Origin of the sequence: Rhodococcus sp. 15-2388-1-1a, from assembly GCF_002259145.1 — a bacterium.
In the GTDB taxonomy this organism is placed as follows: Bacteria; Actinomycetota; Actinomycetes; order Mycobacteriales; family Mycobacteriaceae; genus Rhodococcoides.
Map to the genome: position 1 here is coordinate 154170 of NZ_NPFP01000032.1, position 18724 is coordinate 172893.

Here is an 18724-nt window from a genome sequence, read left to right on the forward strand (position 1 = left end):
CGGCCGTTACAGGACGAATCGACAGTTCTGCGGGGTGCCGGGGAGGAACCGGAAGGGAGATCACAGAATGCGCGCCCATAAACTGGACGTTGTGACAGAACCGGGGACCCGCGCCGAGCGCAAGGAGCGCACCCGTCAGGCCCTGATCGAGGGCACCCTCGATCTGCTACGCGAGCGATCGTTCGCCAGCGTCAGCCTGCGGGAGGTCGCTCGATCCGCCGGAATCGTCCCCACTGCGTTCTACCGGCACTTCGCCTCCATGGAGGATCTGGGCGTCGCCCTGGTCGAGGACAGCATGCGCATGCTGCGACAGATGCTGCGCGATGCCCGACGCAACCCGAGCGCCAAGACGGCCACCGAATCCTTCGGCATCCTGGTCCGCCAGGTTCGTAGCCACGAGGATCAGTTCCGTTTTCTCAGTCGCGAGCGGTACGGCGGCGTCACCGAGGTCCGGCGTGCCTTCGCCACCGAGCTGCGACTGTTCGTCAGCGAGCTGACCATCGACCTCTCCCGCATGCCCGGCCTCGAGCAGTGGGACGTCGCCGATCTGGAGATGACCGCCGATCTCCTGGTCTCGACGATGCTCACTGCGGTGGTCGGCCTGTTGGAAATCGACAGACCGGGTAGTCAGAACGAGAAGGATCTGATCGAGCGGACCGAGAAGCAGATCCGCATGATCATGCTCGGGATGAGCCGATGGGAACCACGACGGGCTTGACCGTTCGAGAACGAGACGGCCACGAAGGGATGTTCATGACCGAGGTAAGTGTCGGCGAGTACGTGTTCGACGTTGCGATGTCGGGACCACCGGACGGTGTTCCGGTGGTTGCGCTGCACGGCTTTCCGCAGACCAACGCATCGTGGACCGCGGTGACACCCGGCTTGGTCGGCGCAGGTTGTCGCGTGATCGCCCCGAACCAGCGGGGCTACTCCCCCGGTGCCCGTCCGATCGGCGTCGAGCACTATCGCATCGAACGTCTCACCGGTGACGTCCTCGCCCTGCTCGACGTACTCGATCTCCCGTCGGCGCACCTGGTCGGACACGACTGGGGTGCGGTGGTCGCCTGGCATGTCGCAGCCGAGCATCCGGACCGCGTCCGAAGCCTCACTGCCGCATCGGTGCCGCACTCGGCCGCGTTCAACTGGGCCATCCGCGAGGATCCGGATCAGCAGGAGCGGTCGCAGTACTTCGGCCTGCTTCGAGAACCGGAGAAGGCCGAACGAGTTCTGGTCGAGAACGGTGCACAGCGTCTGCGCGCGATGTTCGGTGCGGACAGCCTCGACGACGAATACGTTCGGCATCTCACCGTCCCCGGGGCGCTGACGGCCGCATCGAGCTGGTACGCCGCGATGACCAAGGAGTTCGCGAACCTTCCTCCGGTGACCGTGCCCACCACCTATGTCTGGAGCAACGGCGACACAGCCATCGGCCGAGCGGGAGCGGAGCGCTGCGGCGAGTTCGTCGATGCGCCGTACCGATTCGTCGAACTCGACGGCATCTCGCACTGGATCCCGGAAGAAGCGCCCGAGGAACTGACGGCCGAGATCCTGGCCCGTATCGACTCCGTCTAGACCCGCTCCGGAGCCCGCACCTTCAGCAGCGCCAGCAGTCCGGCAGCGAGGACGATGATCAGCCCGGCGATACCGGCGCGGTCGGAGTCGAACATCCACACGAACAGACCGAACAGCGACGGCGCGAGGAACGACGCGGCGCGCCCCGTCGTCGCGAACAGCCCGAAGAACTGACCTTCTCGTCCCGGTGGAGCCAGCCGCGCCAGGAACGTGCGCGCGGACGACTGCGCCGGTCCGACGAACAGGCACAGGATCAGCCCGAAGATCCAGAACATCGTCGGTCCCGAGACGAACAGCAGAATCGTCCCGGCGGCGATCATGCATGTGAGGGAGAAGACGATGACTTTCTTCGGCCCGATTCTGTCGTCGAACCGTCCGGCGACGATGGCTCCGAGGCCCGCGATGACGTTGGCGGCGACGCCGAACAGCAGGACGTCACCGGCACCGATGCCGTAGACGCTGACGGCCAGTACTGCCCCGAAGGTGAAGACGCCCGCCAGTCCGTCCCGGAACAGTGCGCTGGCTATCAAATAGTGGACGGCGCGGCGGTCCGCGCTCCACAGCTCACGGACATCGCGAAACAGCACCCGGTACGAGGCCGCGAATCCGGCTTCGGCGGCCTTGGGATCGGCGACGGCCCGCGGTACCTCGGGAACGGCGAACAACACCGGGATGGCCGAGACGGCGAACCACACGGCGGCGAGCAGAGCGACGAGCCGAATGTTCAGTCCGCCGTCGGTGCTCAGACCCAGAACACCGCGGGTGTCGCCGTCCCCTGCAATGAAACCGACGTAGCACAGGAGCAGCAGTACGATTCCACCGAAATAGCCCATGGACCAACCGAACCCGGATACGCGGCCGATGTTCGCCGGCGTGGAGACCTGCCGCAGCATCGAGTTGTACGGGATGCTGGCCAGCTCGAACATGATCGATCCGAGACCGAGCAGCAACAGGCCCAGCCACAGATAGTGGTAGTCGTCCTTGACGAAGAACAGGCCGGCCATGGCGACGACCGTCAGTGAGGTCAACACCCCGAGCAGCCACTTGCGCTTGCCGCGCGCGTCGAAGTATTGCCCGCACACCGGCGCGAGGAGTGCGATGACGACGCTGGACACGGCAATCGTCCAGCTGAACCAGGTGGTGGCCGAGATCGAACCGGGCAGGTCGTCGCCGACGGCGTCGGTGAGATACACCGAGAACACGAACGTGAGAACAACGGCGTTGAACGCCGCCGAGCCCCAGTCCCAGAACCCCCAGGCGGTGACCTGCTTACGCGTTGTGGCGACTCCGACGACAGCGGCCTCCGGCTGGGTTCCCATGGTTGCCAACACTAGACCGCGGCGTCGTCGGGTTTTACTGCACCTAGTTGCATAGTCACCGTGTTGCATACATACTCTCGGGTGTGGCTTTGGAACACGCGATTCTGGTTTCCCTCACCGAGCTCAGTGGCTCGGGATACGAACTCGCCCGCCGCTTCGACAAGTCCATCGGATTCTTCTGGAGCGCAACGCATCAGCAGATCTACCGGACGTTGACGCGGATGGACGGAGCCGGGTGGATCACCGGTGAGGCAGTCGCGCAGGACGGTCGACCCGACAAGAAGGTCTACTCCGTCAGCGCTGCGGGTCGCGCCGAGCTCGATCGCTGGATCGCCGCGCCGACCGATCCCTCGCAGTTACGCGAGGAGCTCGCCGTCAAGATCCGCGGTGCCGCCAACGGTGACATCGATGCCCTCAAGGTCGAAGTTGCCCGCCATCGCGATGTCCATGCCACCCGCCTCGATGTCTACCGACTGATCGAGAAGCAGGATTTTCCGGCCCCCGCTGCCCTCACCGGCACCGCGTTGCATCAATACCTGGTGCTGCGCGGCGGAATTCGCGTCGAAGAAGGATTCACCGAGTGGTGCACCGAGGTATTGGAGAAGCTGTGAAGACCGAGCAGACCGCTGGCCCGTATCCGATTCTGTTGTCGCCGTTGAATGTCGGCGCAACCACGCTGAAGAACCGCGTGATCATGGGATCGATTCACACCGGCCTCGAAGATCGCGCCCGCGACACCGGACGCCTGGCTGCCTATTTCGCCGAGCGTGCCCGCGGCGGAGTCGCACTCATCATCACCGGGGGTTATGCCCCCAATCGCACCGGTTGGCTGTTGCCGTTCGGAGCCAAGCTGACCAATCGGATCGAAGCCCGTCGGCATCGCCGGATCACCGCGGCCGTCCATCGCGAAGGCGGCAAGATCGCACTGCAGATCCTGCATGCCGGACGCTATTCCTATCAGCCGCTGAGCGTGTCGGCGTCGTCGATCAAGGCTCCCATCAATCCTTTTCGGCCGCGGCGACTGACATCGAGGGGCGTCCGCTGGCAGATCCGCAACTACGTACGCTGCGCCCGGCTCGCCCAGAGCGCCGGCTACGACGGCGTCGAGATCATGGGCGGCGAGGGCTACTTCATCAACCAGTTCCTCTCCGAACGCACCAACAAGCGACGCGACGAGTGGGGCGGTTCGGCGGAGAATCGCCGTCGGATTGCCGTCGAGATCGTGCGGCAGACGAGGGCAGCCGTCGGCCCCGACTTCCTCATCGTGTTCCGGCTGTCGATGGCCGACCTCGTGGAACAGGGCCAGAGCTGGCCTGACATCGTCGCGCTGGCGGAGGACGTCGAGGCTGCGGGCGCGAACATCATCAACACCGATATCGGCTGGCACGAGTCGCGGGTGCCGACCATCGTCACCTCGGTTCCGCGCGCCGCATTCGCGGACATCACCGGCAAACTCGAGAAGCACGTGGCCATCCCCGTCGCCGCGTCCAATCGCATCAACATGCCCGAGATCGCCGAGAACATTCTGGCGCGCGGCGACGCGCAATTGATCGCGATGGCCAGGCCGATGCTGGCCGATCCGTTCTGGGTCGAGAAAGCCGCCACCGACAACGCCGACCAGATCAACACGTGCATCGCGTGCAATCAGGCCTGCCTGGACCACGCCTTCGTCCACAAGAAGGTCTCGTGCCTGGTCAACCCGCGTGCCGGACGCGAGATCGACCTGCAGCTACTGCCGACCAAGAGGACCAAGAAGGTTGCGGTCGTCGGAGCCGGACCCGCAGGCCTGGCCGCCGCACTCAATCTCGCGCAGCGCGGACACGCCGTCAGCCTGTTCGAGGCCAGAGCAGAAATCGGCGGGCAGTTCGGAATCGCGCGACTGATTCCCGGCAAGGAGGAGTTCGCCGAAACGATCCGGTACTTCTCCAGCGCACTTCGTAGCGCGGACGTCGCCGTTCACCTCGGCACCCGAGTCACCGCCGCCGAACTCGTCGCAGGCGAGTTCGACGAAGTGGTGCTCGCTACCGGTGTCACCCCGCGGATTCCCCGCATCCCCGGCATCGAGCACCCGTCGGTGCTGTCGTACGCGGAACTGGTGCGCGACGGCAAGCCCGTCGGCGATCGGGTCGCGGTCATCGGAGCCGGCGGTATCGGTATCGACATCTCCGAGTTCCTCACCACCGACGCCTCCCCCACGTTGGATCTGAAGGAATGGAAGCAGGAGTGGGGCGTCACCGAGCCCGAGGCCGCGCCGGGGGCGTTGACCACACCGGTGCCCGCGCAGTCACCGCGCGAGGTGTATCTGCTGCAGCGCAAGCCGGGACGCATCGGCGCAGGCCTGGCCAAGACAACCGGCTGGGTCCATCGCGCTGCACTGAAATCCAAAGGCGTGCATCAGCTTTCGGGTGTCAACTACGAGAAGATCGACGACGCGGGGCTGCACATCTCGTTCGGCGAGAAGCACGAACGTCCGCGCGTTCTCGAGGTGGACACCATCGTGATCTGCGCGGGCCAGGAGTCGGTTCGCGACCTGGTCGACGAACTGAAGGCCGCGGGCACCGCAACGCACATCATCGGCGGTGCGGACGTCGCCGCGGAGCTGGACGCCAAGAGGGCCATCGAGCAAGGCACCCGGCTCGCGGCCACGATCTGATCTGTCCGCTAGCCTGTCTCACCGTGAGCCTGCCCAAGCCCAGCCCCGATGCCCGCGCCGTCGTCACCGGAGCCTCCTCCGGTATCGGTGAAGCCCTGGCCACCGAACTCGCCGCCCGTGGTCACTCGCTGATCGTGGTGGCGCGACGCGGCGAACTGCTCGAGGCGCTGGCCGCGAAGCTCACGGCCGAGCACGGCGTTGTCGTCGAGGTGCGTCAGTCGGATCTGTCGAACCGCGAGCAGCGCCAGGAACTGGTCACCGAACTGTCCGAGCGTGAGATCTCGATCCTGTGCAACAACGCAGGCATCGCGACGTTCGGACCGGTGGCCGGGCTCGATCCCGCGTACGAGCGCGATCAGGTGGAGCTCAATGCCGTTGCCGTACACGACCTCACGCTCGCGGTCATGCCCGGCATGATCGGTCGCGGAGCAGGCGGCATCCTCATCACCGGATCTGCGGCAGGCAATATGGCCATCCCCAACAATGCGACGTACGCGGCAACCAAGGCCTTCGTCAACACGTTCTCGGAGTCACTGCGCGGTGAGCTCGCGGGCACCGGCGTCAACGTCACACTGCTCGCTCCGGGCCCGGTTCGCACCGAGACACCGGACCCGGCCGATGCGTCGATCGTGGACAAGATGGTTCCCGACTTCCTGTGGATCGACAGCGCCTACACCGCGAAGCTGTCGCTCGACGGCCTCGCGAAGAACAAGATGCGCGTCGTGCCCGGCCTGCTGAGCAAGGGCATGTCGGTAGCCGGGCAGTACAGCCCGCGCAGCATCTCCGCACCGATCATCGGCAGCTTCTACAAGAAGCTCGGCAACTAATACCCGAATCCTGGTCGTTCCGCGGGCTCCACTCCCGACTGAGCAAGCTCAGCGCCGCCGGCGGCGTCCGGTTCCGAAGATGCTGCGCGAGATCTCGCGGCCGGCCGCCGAGGCAGCCGATCGTAGGAAGCTCTTGACTGCTGGGTTGCCCATGATGCGCTCCGCGGCCGACGGCCCGTCCGGCTCGCTCGGAGGCAGATCGGGCAGATCCGCAGGCAGGGGCGGGATGTCGAACTTCTCGGCCGGAGCTGGCACGTTCGCCACCCGCGCGTTCATGCGCTCGTAGGCGGACTCGCGGTCGATGGTCTCGCGGTACTTCGCGGACAGAGTGCTCGACGACGCGGCCGCTGCGATGGCGTCGTTGCCGATGGTGTCCATCAGGGAGCGGGGTGGACGAATCTTCGTCCACGCCACCGGTGTCGGCGCGCCCTTCTCCGAGAGCACCGTCACGATGGCTTCGCCGGTCCCCAACGACGTCAGGGCTTTTTCGAGGTCGTACGCGTCGGTCTTGGGATACGTGCGCACCGTCTTGTTCAACGCCTTCTGATCATCGGGCGTGAAGGCGCGCAGGGCATGCTGAATCCGCGCCCCCAACTGTGAGAGAACATCGTTGGGGACGTCGGTGGGCAGCTGCGTGCAGAAGAAGACACCGACGCCCTTGGATCGGATGAGCTTGACGGTCTGCTCCACCTGCTGCAGGAACGCCTTGGACGCATCGGCGAACAGCAGGTGTGCCTCGTCGAAGATGAAGACCAGTTTGGGCTTGTCGATATCACCGACCTCGGGAAGCGTCTGGAACAGGTCGGCGAGCACCCACATCAGGAAGGTGGAGAACATCACCGGACGTGACGCCTGCGCCCCGAGCTCGAACAGAGTGATGACCCCTCTGCCGTCCGGTCCGACGCGCAGCAGATCCTCGGTCTCGAGTTCCGGCTCACCGAAGAAGGTGTCTCCTCCGTCTGCTTCGAGGTTGACCAGCGCGCGCAGAATGACGCCTGCGGTGGCCGAGGAGACCCCGCCGATGCCTTTCAGGTCGGCTTTGCCCTCGTCACTGGTCAGGTGCATGATCACCGATCGCAGGTCTTTGAGATCGAGCAAGGCGAGCCCCTGGGAGTCGGCCCAGTGGAAGATCAGACCGAGGGTCGATTCTTGAGTATTGTTCAGCCCCAACACTTTGCTCAGCAAAATCGGACCGAACGCCGTGATGGTGGCTCGGACCGGCACTCCGATTCCCTCGGTGCCGAGAGAAAGAAACTCCACCGGGTGTCCGGCCGGAGCCCAGTCCGAGATACCGGTGTCCGCAGCGCGGCTGCGAATCTTCTCGTTGTCCCCGCCCGGCGCGGACAGGCCCGACAGGTCGCCTTTGACGTCGGCCATGACGACGGGAACGCCTGCGGCAGAGAGCTGTTCGGCAATGCCCTGCAGGGTCTTCGTCTTACCGGTTCCGGTGGCCCCGGCCACGAGACCGTGCCTGTTCAACGTCGCCAACGGAATTCGGATGCGAGCAGCCGGATCGGTGACGCCGTCGAGAACCACGGTTCCCAGCTCCAAAGCTGCACCCGCAGAGGCATATCCGGCAGAGATCTCGGCAGCCTTACCGTTCGCAGTCGGTGTCGACCCTTGTTCCGCGGCAAGCGCCTCGGCTTCGGCCGCGTCCGCTGCAGCCAGAGCTTCGGCAGCCACCCGTGCGGCTTCGACGGCCGCCGCCTTGGCCGCCTTCGCCCTCTCGGCAGGACTGAGCGTGGGTGCCGGCTGCGTCGGGTCGACTGTCATGTCCGCGTCCTCCATGAACGTGTGCTGGTGCTGAACTGGTTTCGATCGCCACCGCAAACCCTAGTGGCATCGCAGCTCGCACTAGGGTGGAGCGCGTGCAGGACAAACTTGTGTGGATCGATTGTGAAATGACCGGCTTGGACCTGAGCAAGGACAAGCTGATCGAAATTGCGGCGCTGGTGACCGACAGTGAGCTGAACATCCTCGGAGAGGGTGTCGACATCGTCATCCACGCCGATGACGACGCGTTGGCGAACATGCCTGCCGTCGTCACCGACATGCACGCCAAGTCGGGCTTGACCGACGAAGTGCGCGCATCGACGGTGACGCTGGCCGAAGCGGAGCAGCGCGTACTGGCGTACATCAAGGAGCACGTCCCAGTGGCCGGAACTGTTCCGCTCGCGGGAAACTCCATCGGGACCGATCGCGGATTCATCTCTCGCGACATGACCGCGCTCGACACCTACCTCCACTACCGAATGATCGACGTCAGCTCGATCAAGGAACTTTCCCGACGGTGGTACCCACGGATCTACTACGGGCAGCCGGCCAAGGGCCTTGCGCACCGCGCCCTGGCGGACATCAAGGAGTCGATCAAAGAGTTGCAGTACTACCGCCGGACGGCCTTCGTGGCTCCGCCGGGGCCCTCTACCAGCGACATCGCGGCAGTTGTTGCCGAACTCGACACGCAATCGGGGGCGGATTAGCAACCTCGGATTCAACCCGCTAGTATTGTCGACGCTGCTGATGCAGAGCCCAAAAAGGTTCTGCGGACGCGTGCAATGGTGGGCGTAGTTCAGCTGGTAGAGCACCAGGTTGTGATCCTGGATGTCGCGGGTTCGAGTCCCGTCGCTCACCCCATACGAAGAAGGCCGGTCTCCTCGCGAGACCGGCCTTTTTTGTGCGTCCTTTTCCCGGTCCGCGCGCCTTCCCGGTTCCGACGCGACCACCCTGACCTCGAATTACGTTGTTGTAATTCAACTTTCAGGTTTCCTGTGGGGTTAATGTGACGTACGGTTACCAATGGCACTTTTGGGGAAGAAAAGTACCAATGTGATTCATGTGTTTTCTGTTACGTGAGTTCAGCGTGCCCCGAAGCGTCACCGAACATGTTCTTACGTCCTGCTCGCACCCATCCGACGGTGCGCGGAGGACGCAGACGAGGAGGCTTTTCGTGGGTCGCAGAATGCACAGAGTCATAGCGGGTTCGATCTTGTCGGCAGCACTGTGCATCGGCACAACCGGCTTGCTCAGCCCAGCGGTGGCCACCGCTCAACCCACGATCGAACTCCCCCAGATTCCGATACCGCAGCCCGACGCGCAGCAACGGGCCGCGATTCTCGCTGCTGTCCTGGACGCCACCGGCGTCCTCATCAACCAGGTGGCAGCCATCGTTCTCGACAGCGATGTACTCACCGCACCGGACTCACCGGACGCCCCGAGCACAGTGGACGTACCCGAGATCGAACTCCCGACCGCGGCCCCGACGGTAGGGCTCGGCGGGGCAGTGCTCCCCATCGACGCAGGCAAGTACCGCATCAGTTCGGGCTACGGCGGACGCAACAACCCGACCGGCAACGGAGCGCAGTACCACCAGGGCGTGGACTTCGCGGCAGACAGCGGAACCCCCATCCACGCGGTGACCGGCGGAACCGTCGTTCAGGCCGGAGACGCAGGCGACGGCTACGGCAAGCTCGTCCGGGTCAAGAGTGGCAACACCGAGACCTACTACGGCCACCAGTCCAGCATCGCCGTCGCGGTCGGCGACGAAGTGGCACCGGGCGACGTTCTCGGCGCAGTCGGCAGCACCGGAAATTCGACCGGACCGCATCTGCACTTCGAGGTCCGCAACAACGGTTCGAGCATCGAACCGGTGGCGTACCTGAAGACCCTGGGCATCGATCCCTCGCTGTACCAGACTCGCGACCGAAGCTGATCGGCCGAATCGGGTCCGATCAGACCGTGGTGGCGTTCCCGGCTTTCCACTCGTCCCACGGGACGTTCCAGTCACCGAGGCCGTCGGTACCCGACAGCGTTCCACCGACGGTGTTCTTCACGACGACGATGTCGCCGCGCTTGGTGTTGTCGTAGACCCACTTCGCGTTGGTGGGACTCAGGTTCAGGCACCCGTGCGAGGCATTGGAATAGCCCTGCTGTCCCACCGACCACGGTGCGGAGTGGAAGAAGATGCCGCTGTAGGACATCCGCGTGGCCCAGTCGACCGGAGTGCGGTATCCGCTGGACGAATTCACCGGCACACCGTAGGTCGACGAATCCATCACGAGATGCTCGAAGCGGTCGCCGATGATGTAGACGCCGTTGTCGGTGGGAGTGCTGTCCTTGCCCATCGACGTCGGCATGGTGATGACGTCCTGGCCGTTGACGTTGAACGTCACCTGCTTGGTGTTGTCGTCGGCGGTGGCGATGACGGCGTCACCGATCGTGAACGATGTCGTGGCGTTCTCCTGGCCGAAGATGTCGTCCCCGAGATCGCGCCCGTACACGTCGACCGCCACGTCGACCTTGGTGCCCGGTGCCCAGTAGTTCTGCGGACGCCAGCGAACTTCCTTGTTGTTGACCCAGTAGAACGCGCCCTCGACGGCAGGCGTCGTGGTGACCGTGATGGCGTTCTGCGCGGCGACCTTGTCGGTGATCGGTTCGTCGAACTGAACCGCGACCGGCTGACCGATTCCGACGACGTCGCCGGGGTTCGGCAGAACGTAGGGCTTGGTGAAGTTGCCGGGTTGGCTGGTGGTGAAGCTCGATACCGTGCTCGACGCTCCCCCGAGTCCGTACGCATCGGCCTGGACGCGGTATTCGCGGTCGTAGCCGAGCGGTTCGGTGTTGGTCCACGACAATCCGTCGGGCGAAATGGCTCCGGAGACGGGCTTGCCCTCCGGGTTGAGCATCGTCACCGAGGACAACTTGCCGTCGGCAACCGAGACGGTCACCGGGTCCGCCGGCGAGAATCCGACGGCTCCGTCGAGGACGCTCGACGTCAGCTTCGGCTTCATCAGCTCGGTCATCGGGTTGGAGTCGATCGGAACCGACGGCTCGGAGATGTCCGACGCAGAACTACATCCCGACAGGACTGCCACCGAAGCAACCACTCCCACCGCGGCGAGTACGAATCCGCGATACACCCTCATGAACCACACCACTTCCCACTTCGAGCCCGACCCGGACGATTGTGCCAGCGGAAAATCGGACACTCCACTCGACAGCCCGTTCGATGAGTAACGTTCGAGTACCAATCGCGTACCGGGAAGTTCGTGTTACCTCCCATCCGCCTCTCATCAGCTCCCGAGCGGACATCACCGCCCCTGGCGGGGCACGGTGAGGACAACGTCATATCCGGCTAACTGACGTGTAATGACGGCGCACCCTGGGCCGGGCACTGTGGAATCCATGGTCACCACGGTGAAGACACTCTGCGCGTACTGCGGCGTGGGATGCGGCATGGTGCTCGAGATCGGCGGCCCGACCACATCCTCCGATGCCACCCCGACCAGGCCTGTCGTCACCAAGTCCGTCGGCGACAAGTCCCACCCGGCCAACTTCGGCCGGCTGTGCACCAAGGGAACCACCACCGCGGACATGCTCGCCGGGCCCGGACGGCTCGAGAAGGCCCAGATCAGGCAGCGCCGCGGCGAGCGCCCGGAGAGCACGGACACGTCGGTGGCGATCAACGACACCGCCCGGCGGCTGCGAACCATCATCGACGAACACGGCCCCGATGCGCTCGCGCTGTACGTGTCGGGGCAGATGTCGATCGAAGCCCAGTACCTGTCGAACAAACTCGCCAAGGGATTCATCGGCACCAACCAGATCGAATCCAATTCCCGACTCTGCATGGCGAGCGCAGGAACCGGGTACAAGCAGTCGCTGGGAGCCGACGGTCCGCCCGGGTCGTACCAGGACTTCGACCACGCAGACGTCTTCTTCGTCATCGGCTCCAACATGGCCGACTGTCACCCCATTCTGTTCCTGCGGATGATGGACCGCGTCAAGGCAGGGGCGAAGCTGATCGTCGTCGACCCCCGTCGCACCGCCACCGCCGACAAGGCCCACCTGCATCTGCAACTCGAGCCGGGTTCGGACCTGGCGCTGCTCAACGGACTGCTCGCGCTCATCGTGGAGAACGGCGACATCGACCCCGAGTTCATCGCGGAGTTCACCGACGGGTGGGACGCCATGCCGGACTTCCTCGACGGCTACACCCCGGAGAAGGTCTGCGCCGCAACCGGTCTCGATGAGCAAGACCTGCGAGCCGCGGCCGCGATGATCGGCGGTGCACAGAACTGGATGAGCTGCTGGACGATGGGCCTGAACCAGTCGACGCACGGAACCTGGAACACCAACGCGCTGTGCAACCTCCATCTGGCGACGGGTGCCATCTGCAAGACCGGCAGCGGCCCGTTCTCCCTGACCGGGCAACCGAACGCCATGGGCGGACGGGAAATGGGATACATGGGCCCCGGGCTGCCGGGACAGCGAGCGGTGTTCGATGACGCCGACCGCGAATTCGTCGAGGACCGATGGGGAATTCCGCACGGAACGTTGCGGACCGATGTCGGCGGCGGAACCATCGAGATGTTCTCCAAGCTCGCTGCCGGTGAGATCAAGGCCTGCTGGATCATCTGCACCAATCCGGTTGCCTCGGTGGCCAACCGAACGACGGTGATCGACGGTCTCGAGCGCGCCGAATTGGTCATCACTCAGGATGCGTTCGCCGATACCGAAACCAACGACTACGCCGATGTGATGCTGCCCGCCGCGTTGTGGACGGAAGCGCACGGAGTGATGGTCAATTCCGAACGCAACCTCACGCTGTTCCAACCGGCGGTCGAGGCACCGGGCGGTGCATTGCCGGACTGGAAGATCATCGCCGACATGGCGTGCGCGCTCGGGTATGCCGATGCCTTCACCTATGCGAGTGCCGAGGAGGTGTTCGAGGAGATCAAGCAGTTCTGGAACCCGAACACCGGCTACGACATTCGCGGTGTCACCTACGACCGGTTGCGCGAGAGTCCCATCCAGTGGCCGTGTCCGCCCGACGCGACAACCACTCGGCACCCGATCCGCTACCTCAACGACGGGGTCAGCCAACGGCAACGGGTGTCCGATGACGGTTCGATCCCCGCACTGTCCTTCCCCACCCCGAGCGGTCGGGCCCAGTTCTTCGCCCGGCCCAGCATGCTGCCGGCGGAGATACCCGACGACGATTACCCGTTTCTACTCAACACCGGACGCCTGCCACACCAGTGGCACACCATGACCAAGACCGGCAAGGTCGCCAAGCTGAACAAACTCGATTCCGGCCCGTTCGTCGAGGTGCACCCACTCGACGCCGAGCGGCTCGGTGTGATCGACGGCGACAGCATCGAGGTCGCGTCCCGCCGAGGCCGAGCCGTCCTCCCAGCCGTCGTCACCGATCGAGTGCTCCCGGGCGGTTGCTTCGCGCCCTTCCACTGGAACGACGAATTCGGTGAGTATCTCGCCATCAATGCCGTCACCAACGACGCCATCGATCCGTATTCTCGACAACCCGAATTCAAGGCGTGTGCAGTCACACTCACCAGAGTTGCTGCAGCCCAATCGCCCTCACCCGTCGGCGACGACCGTTCCCACGATCCGGTCGAGGCGCTCGCCTCGATCGTCGGCCGCCCAGCACGTCCGTCGGAACCGCTGACCACCGTCGAACAGCGTTACATCGCAGGATTTCTCGAAGGTCTGGGCAGTGAGGCCGGTCGCAGCGCAGCCGGAACGCCCACCCTGCCGTCGCGGACTCCCCTGTCCCCCGAAACCCACGCATGGCTCGACGGTATTCTCGCCGGACTGTTCTCGCGTAGACCGGACACCGACGGCGCTGCTCCCGGCGTCTCGGCCGATACCGCCGATGCGGGGCGACGCCCGGTGCTGCTGCTCTGGGCCTCGCAGACCGGCACCGCCGAGGAGTACGCCCAGTCCTGCCTTTCCCACCTACGTGGAGCCGGTCTGACGATCGCCGAACACTCGATGGACGGTTTCACCGTCGATCGTCTGCCCGCCGAGGCAGACGTGCTGATCGTCAGCAGTACCACCGGTGACGGCGAAGCGCCCGACAACGGTGAGACGTTCTGGGACAGCCTCGTCGCCGAGTCCGCTGCGACGCTTCCGGAAATCCGTTATGCCGTACTCGCTTTCGGTGACTCGAGCTACGCGGACTTCTGCGGCCACGGCCGCAGGATCGATGAGCGCCTCGCCGAGCTGGGTGCACAACGGCTGCTCGAGCGGGTCGACTGCGAGCCCGACTACGAGAGCGAGGCCGCGGCGTGGCTCGATGCGGTGGTCGATCGGCTCCGGCACGATGCCGATTCCACCACCACCACCACCACCACCGACGACGCACGGGTGGAGTCGGCCGCGCGCACCGTCCCGCAGACCCGAGCGGAACCGGAGCGGTACAGCAAGAAGTCACCGCTGGTGACGACTCTCGTACGCAATCGAGTACTGACCGAACGCGGATCCGTCAAGGACGTACGCCAGTTCGGATTCCATCTGCCCGACGGGACCCTCGAGTACGAGGTCGGCGACGCGCTCGGAGTATGGCCGCGCAACAGCGACGCCTACGTCGACGAGTGGCTCGAGGCCACCGGCCTTGACCGTGACACCGCTGTCGACCTCGCTGGATATGGCCCGATGTCGCTGCGCACAGCGCTGAGCAGCAATCTCGAAATCGCTCGTGCAACACCGGATCTACTGAAGTTCGTCCACCGACGAACTGCGGACGACGACCTGGAGGCGATGCTGCATCCCGACAACAAGCATGCGCTGTCCGACTGGATGTGGGGTCGCCAGTCGATCGATGTGCTTGCTGCACATCCGGTTCGGGCCTCGGTGGACGACTGGTTGGGAGTTCTCAAACCCTTGCAACCACGGCTGTACTCGATCTCGTCGAGTCCGAAGGAGAACCCCAACGAAGTACAGGTGACTGTCTCGGCGGTGCGGTACAACGTGCACGGAGTTCCCCGGCGCGGGGTGTGCTCGACCTACCTGGCCGACCATGCGTCGAACCACGATGTGGGGATATTCGTGCAGAAGACCTCGCACTTCAAACCGCCGGACGATCCCACCACCCCGATGATCATGGTGGGCCCGGGTACCGGCGTCGCCCCGTTCCGCGCATTCCTGCACGAGCGTCGCGCACTCGGGCACACCGGCCACAATTGGCTGTTCTTCGGTGAACAGCACGCCGACACGGACTTCTACTATCGCGACGAACTGACGGCGATGCTCGGCGACGGTTCGTTGAACCGGTTGGACGTCGCATTCTCGCGCGATCAGAAGGACAAGGTCTACGTCCAGGATCGAATGCGTGAGCACGGGGCAGAGCTGTGGAACTGGATTCACCGCGGTGCGCACTTCTACGTGTGCGGCGATGCGTCCAGAATGGCCAAGGACGTCGACGCAGCTCTGAAGGGCGTGGTGGCACAACACGGCAAGCTCGCGCCGAGCAGTGCCGAGGCCTATGTCAAAGCCCTTGCCGCAGAGAAGCGATACGTTCGCGACGTCTACTGAGTCGGCGGAACCGTGCGGGTGAGGAACTCGATCTGGTCCCCCACGACCCGCTCGAACGCCTCGCCCAGGTAGATCTCGAAATGGCCGGCGTCGTATGTCTTGATCTCTCCGTGCGGTGCCGTCCGCGCGTAGCGCAGAGTGGCCTTCGCCGGCGCAACCGAATCCGTCTCGCAGACGACGAACAGGATGGGACAGCGAACGTCCTTTGCCCGACGCCCGGGCCGGTGCCGCACGATCTGCAGCGCGACTCTGGCTGCGACTCGGTTGTGGAACGTTTCGTCGGCGTCCGGCGCGAGTGCGAGGTACCCGTCGTAGCTGTCGGGCGAGGTCATCAGTGCGGTCGTCCCCGGTCGTCCGGCCGTGTTCACCATCAACGGCGGTCGCCCGATCACCGATCCCGCCAGATCGCCGAGAGCCCGGCCGGACAGCTTCGTCGACGTCCAGGTGTTCGACGCGAGTCCGGAGGCAATCCCGTCGGTGAACGGGCACTGCGAGATCACTGCCGCGACCTTCCGGTCTCGGGCGGCGGCGGCGATGACGTGACCACCACCGAACGACGAGCCCCACAACACGATTCGCGAGGTGTCCACATCCGAACGGGAACGCGCGTGGTCGATGGCCGATGCCCAGTCCTGCAGCTGTGATTCGATGTCGAGCAGCTGCCGTGGCTCGCCTCCGCTGGCCCCGAAGTAGCGATAGTCGAACACCAGGCAGGCGTACCCCGCGGCGCGGAAACGCTCCGCGTAGGCGTCGAGCCGCATTTCCCGAGTTCCGCCGAGGCCATGCGCCATGACCATCACCGGAGCGGGGCCGGTGCCGGTGCCGGTCGGAAGATATAGCCACGCCGCGCAGACGTCTCCGTGAGAATCGAACGTGACATCGATGCGATCTGGGATCGAGCCCCCCGGCTGCGAATTCATGCGCAGACAGTAGCCCATTGCGGTCGCCGGTGGAACAGGTCGACTACCGACCGGAATGCTCCGCTGCGTAGGCGTCGACGCGTCCGTAGGCGATCTTGGGCGTCCAGTCTCTGTGCACCAGACCGAAGTTCTGTTCGGTGTCGGCGGTGTTGGAACCGGCGTCGCGCAGGCTGTAGACGTAGGCCGGTCCGAGCCAGTCGTTGCCGAGGACGGCATCGAGGACGATTCCTATGCTGTCCGATTGCGTCTGCTCGCTGACACTGTTGGGGGCCGTCCCGGTGGGAGCTCCGAACTCGGTGATCCAGATCTGCTTCGCACTGTCGCCACCGGCGACCATGGTGTCTCGCATCGGCCACATCTTCATGGCGGTGTTCCACGACGCCGTGTCCGGATCGTTGGGTAGATACGGCCACGTGTACGGGTGAACGTTGAAGGCGTCGAAATACTTGTTGGATCCTTGCGCGTACATCTTCGACAGGAACGTCGTACCCGCGATGTTGCCGTCCTTGTCCTCGGACGGTGCCATCCCGCCTGCAAGCACGGTGGAATCGGGTTGCTCTTGCTTGATCACCGTGTAGGTCGCGCGCAGCAGCGCCGAGTACGCCGTTACGTCGGGAGCGGGCTTGAAGAACGTCACGATGTTCGGCTCGTTCCACACTTCCCAGATGTTGATTCGGCTCTGGTATCGCTGAACCACGGTCTTGGCGAACGCCGCGAAGGTGGCGGGGTTCGCAGGACGGGAGTGCGAATCGTTGACGGCAGCAGCCACGCGTGCCCACCTCGGGGTGTACGCGACAATGCCGTGCACGCACATCCCGTGGGCCACAACGGCATCGATCACCCGATCCGTTCGGCTCCAATCGAACTTGCCCCGGGTCGGCTCGATTGCAGACCAGTCGATGTCGAGACGAACCGCGAACGTCCCCGCGTCACGGGCGAGTGTGAGTTCCCGATCGAGATCCGCTGCGGACAGAGCACCTATCGTCGCTCCGGGTGATATTCCGATCCGCACCGCGTCCGATTGCCGAGCACACGAAGGACTACCGCCCGGCGTCTGCTGCTGCCGCAGGACCGATGCAGCAGCGGGCACCGTCCCGGCCGAGAGCGACAACAACACGACCGTCAGTGCCGCAATCGCTCGCCGCGGTGAACTCCGTTTCATCGGCAGATGTTAGCAACTGCCGTGATTCAGAAAACGGGTACCGGCAAAACTTTATTGTTGCTCACTTTGTCTCACTCCTCGGCTGCGGAACATCCCCGGAAATACGAATAGTGGAATGCGCCGACTCGAGCGTCGGTGTGACAACTCGGCCTGTACTACCATCTGGACAATGACGACAGGATTTCCCGGTTTCGACGACCGCCTGAGCGATGTGCTCGCCCGACAGGCGGACAGATCAGGCCAGTCTCCCGAGGCATACATTCGGCGAGCTGTTGTCGATCGAATCGTGCGAGAACTGTCCGAGGATCCTGATTCCGAGGTCGGTGCGCTTCTCAGAGCATTGGAGGACAGTACCGAGAACGGTGCCGGTCCGGCCGAGCCGACCAGAGAGTTCGGCACTCCGATCGACGACCCGGATCGGCTTGCTGCAGTGGCTCGAACAGGGCTGATGGACACCGGCTCCGATGCCGGATACGACCGGGTCGTCGCCATGGTGGCCGACGCGCTCAGTGCCCCTTCTGCTGCATTCTCGCTCCTCGACGACAGGCGTCAGTACTTCAAGAGTGCCGTCGGGCTTCCCTCGGAACTCGATGGCGCGCAGGAGGTTCCCCTCAAGGGTTCGATCTGCCGATACGTGATCGACACCGGTCGGCCGTTGGTGGTCGAGGACGTTCGATTGCACGACGTACTCAAGGACCATCCTTCGGTACAGGCGAACATGTTGGTCTCGTACCTCAGCGTCCCACTCACCGACGACGACGGTCATTCGGTGGGCACTGTGTGCGTGTGGGATCAGCGACCACGGCAATGGACGACCGGTCACATTCAGATTCTTCAGGACCTTGCCTGGATCATTCGCGAGCGGATACTCGGATAAACGACGCGAATCAATATTCGTTCCGTAATCGGGACTCTCAACAAACTCTTGGTCTTTTTTG

14 protein-coding genes and 1 tRNA gene are annotated in these 18724 nt (G+C 64.4%); 10 read left to right on the forward strand and 5 right to left on the reverse strand.

Annotated features, from left to right (window positions below; genetic code table 11):
- Nucleotides 1-67: 67 nt before the first annotated feature.
- Together CH302_RS18970 and CH302_RS18975 are read left to right on the forward strand one after the other, a co-directional pair.
- On the forward strand, nt 68-718 hold the full coding sequence (locus tag CH302_RS18970; RefSeq protein WP_230592413.1) for a TetR family transcriptional regulator: 651 nt from the start codon (nt 68-70) through the stop codon (nt 716-718).
- A gap of 29 nt (nt 719-747) precedes the next feature.
- On the forward strand, nt 748-1572 hold the full coding sequence (locus CH302_RS18975; RefSeq protein WP_037193197.1) for an alpha/beta fold hydrolase: 825 nt from the start codon (nt 748-750) through the stop codon (nt 1570-1572).
- Here CH302_RS18975 and CH302_RS18980 read toward each other — a convergent pair.
- Nucleotides 1569-2891 carry an MFS transporter gene (locus CH302_RS18980; RefSeq protein WP_037193199.1) on the reverse strand — a complete coding sequence of 441 codons (1323 nt, stop codon included), beginning with the start codon at nt 2889-2891 and terminating at the stop codon, nt 1569-1571. The two genes, CH302_RS18975 and CH302_RS18980, sit on opposite strands and share 4 nt — an antisense overlap.
- Nucleotides 2892-2974: 83 nt before the next feature.
- Between CH302_RS18980 and CH302_RS18985 the strand changes: the two genes are divergently transcribed.
- Genes CH302_RS18985 through cmrA form a run of 3 tightly spaced genes read left to right on the forward strand, consistent with a single transcriptional unit; the run spans nt 2975 to nt 6371 of the window.
- A complete protein-coding gene (locus CH302_RS18985) occupies nt 2975-3502 on the forward strand; it encodes a PadR family transcriptional regulator (protein ID WP_037193201.1) in 528 nt (175 codons plus the stop codon).
- Nucleotides 3499-5544: an NADPH-dependent 2,4-dienoyl-CoA reductase gene (locus tag CH302_RS18990; protein ID WP_037193203.1), complete on the forward strand. Its 2046-nt coding sequence runs from the start codon at nt 3499-3501 to the stop codon at nt 5542-5544. The genes CH302_RS18985 and CH302_RS18990 overlap by 4 nt, the downstream gene beginning before the upstream one ends.
- 23 nt (nt 5545-5567) lie before the next feature.
- The gene (gene cmrA, locus CH302_RS18995; protein ID WP_037193205.1) at nt 5568-6371 is read left to right on the forward strand and encodes a mycolate reductase; all 804 of its coding nucleotides are present in this window, start codon (nt 5568-5570) and stop codon (nt 6369-6371) included.
- A 48-nt stretch (nt 6372-6419) separates the two neighbouring features.
- On the opposite strand, the gene CH302_RS19000 is transcribed toward cmrA, so the two are convergent.
- A complete protein-coding gene (locus tag CH302_RS19000) occupies nt 6420-8144 on the reverse strand; it encodes a helicase HerA-like domain-containing protein (RefSeq protein ID WP_037193629.1) in 1725 nt (574 codons plus the stop codon).
- 95 nt (nt 8145-8239) lie between these two features.
- Between CH302_RS19000 and orn the strand changes: the two genes are divergently transcribed.
- The 3 genes from orn to CH302_RS19015 all read left to right on the forward strand — a co-directional run bounded on the left by orn (nt 8240) and on the right by CH302_RS19015 (nt 10080).
- Nucleotides 8240-8851 carry an oligoribonuclease gene (orn, locus tag CH302_RS19005; RefSeq protein WP_082323762.1) on the forward strand — a complete coding sequence of 204 codons (612 nt, stop codon included), beginning with the start codon at nt 8240-8242 and terminating at the stop codon, nt 8849-8851.
- Nucleotides 8852-8929: 78 nt separating this feature from the next.
- Nucleotides 8930-9005: transfer RNA gene (locus CH302_RS19010), tRNA-His, on the forward strand.
- A gap of 313 nt (nt 9006-9318) precedes the next feature.
- Complete coding sequence (locus CH302_RS19015; RefSeq protein ID WP_037193207.1) at nt 9319-10080, forward strand: M23 family metallopeptidase; 762 nt, start codon at nt 9319-9321, stop codon at nt 10078-10080.
- A 19-nt stretch (nt 10081-10099) separates the two neighbouring features.
- On the opposite strand, the gene CH302_RS19020 is transcribed toward CH302_RS19015, so the two are convergent.
- Nucleotides 10100-11293 (reverse strand): L,D-transpeptidase, encoded by a 1194-nt coding sequence (locus tag CH302_RS19020; protein WP_037193631.1) that lies wholly within the window; start codon nt 11291-11293, stop codon nt 10100-10102.
- A gap of 259 nt (nt 11294-11552) precedes the next feature.
- Here CH302_RS19020 and CH302_RS19025 point away from each other — a divergent pair, with 259 nt between their 5' ends.
- On the forward strand, nt 11553-15704 hold the full coding sequence (locus CH302_RS19025) for a bifunctional nitrate reductase/sulfite reductase flavoprotein subunit alpha (RefSeq protein WP_037193633.1): 4152 nt from the start codon (nt 11553-11555) through the stop codon (nt 15702-15704).
- Here CH302_RS19025 and CH302_RS19030 read toward each other — a convergent pair.
- Both CH302_RS19030 and CH302_RS19035 read right to left on the reverse strand, forming a co-directional pair.
- Nucleotides 15698-16624 carry an alpha/beta hydrolase gene (locus CH302_RS19030; RefSeq protein WP_037193635.1) on the reverse strand — a complete coding sequence of 309 codons (927 nt, stop codon included), beginning with the start codon at nt 16622-16624 and terminating at the stop codon, nt 15698-15700. The genes CH302_RS19025 and CH302_RS19030 overlap by 7 nt on opposite strands.
- Before the next feature lie 43 nt (nt 16625-16667).
- The gene (locus tag CH302_RS19035; protein ID WP_037193208.1) at nt 16668-17786 is read right to left on the reverse strand and encodes an endo-1,4-beta-xylanase; all 1119 of its coding nucleotides are present in this window, start codon (nt 17784-17786) and stop codon (nt 16668-16670) included.
- Nucleotides 17787-17955: 169 nt separating this feature from the next.
- Here CH302_RS19035 and CH302_RS19040 point away from each other — a divergent pair, with 169 nt between their 5' ends.
- Nucleotides 17956-18663: a GAF domain-containing protein gene (locus CH302_RS19040; protein ID WP_037193209.1), complete on the forward strand. Its 708-nt coding sequence runs from the start codon at nt 17956-17958 to the stop codon at nt 18661-18663.
- Nucleotides 18664-18724 lie beyond the last annotated feature (61 nt).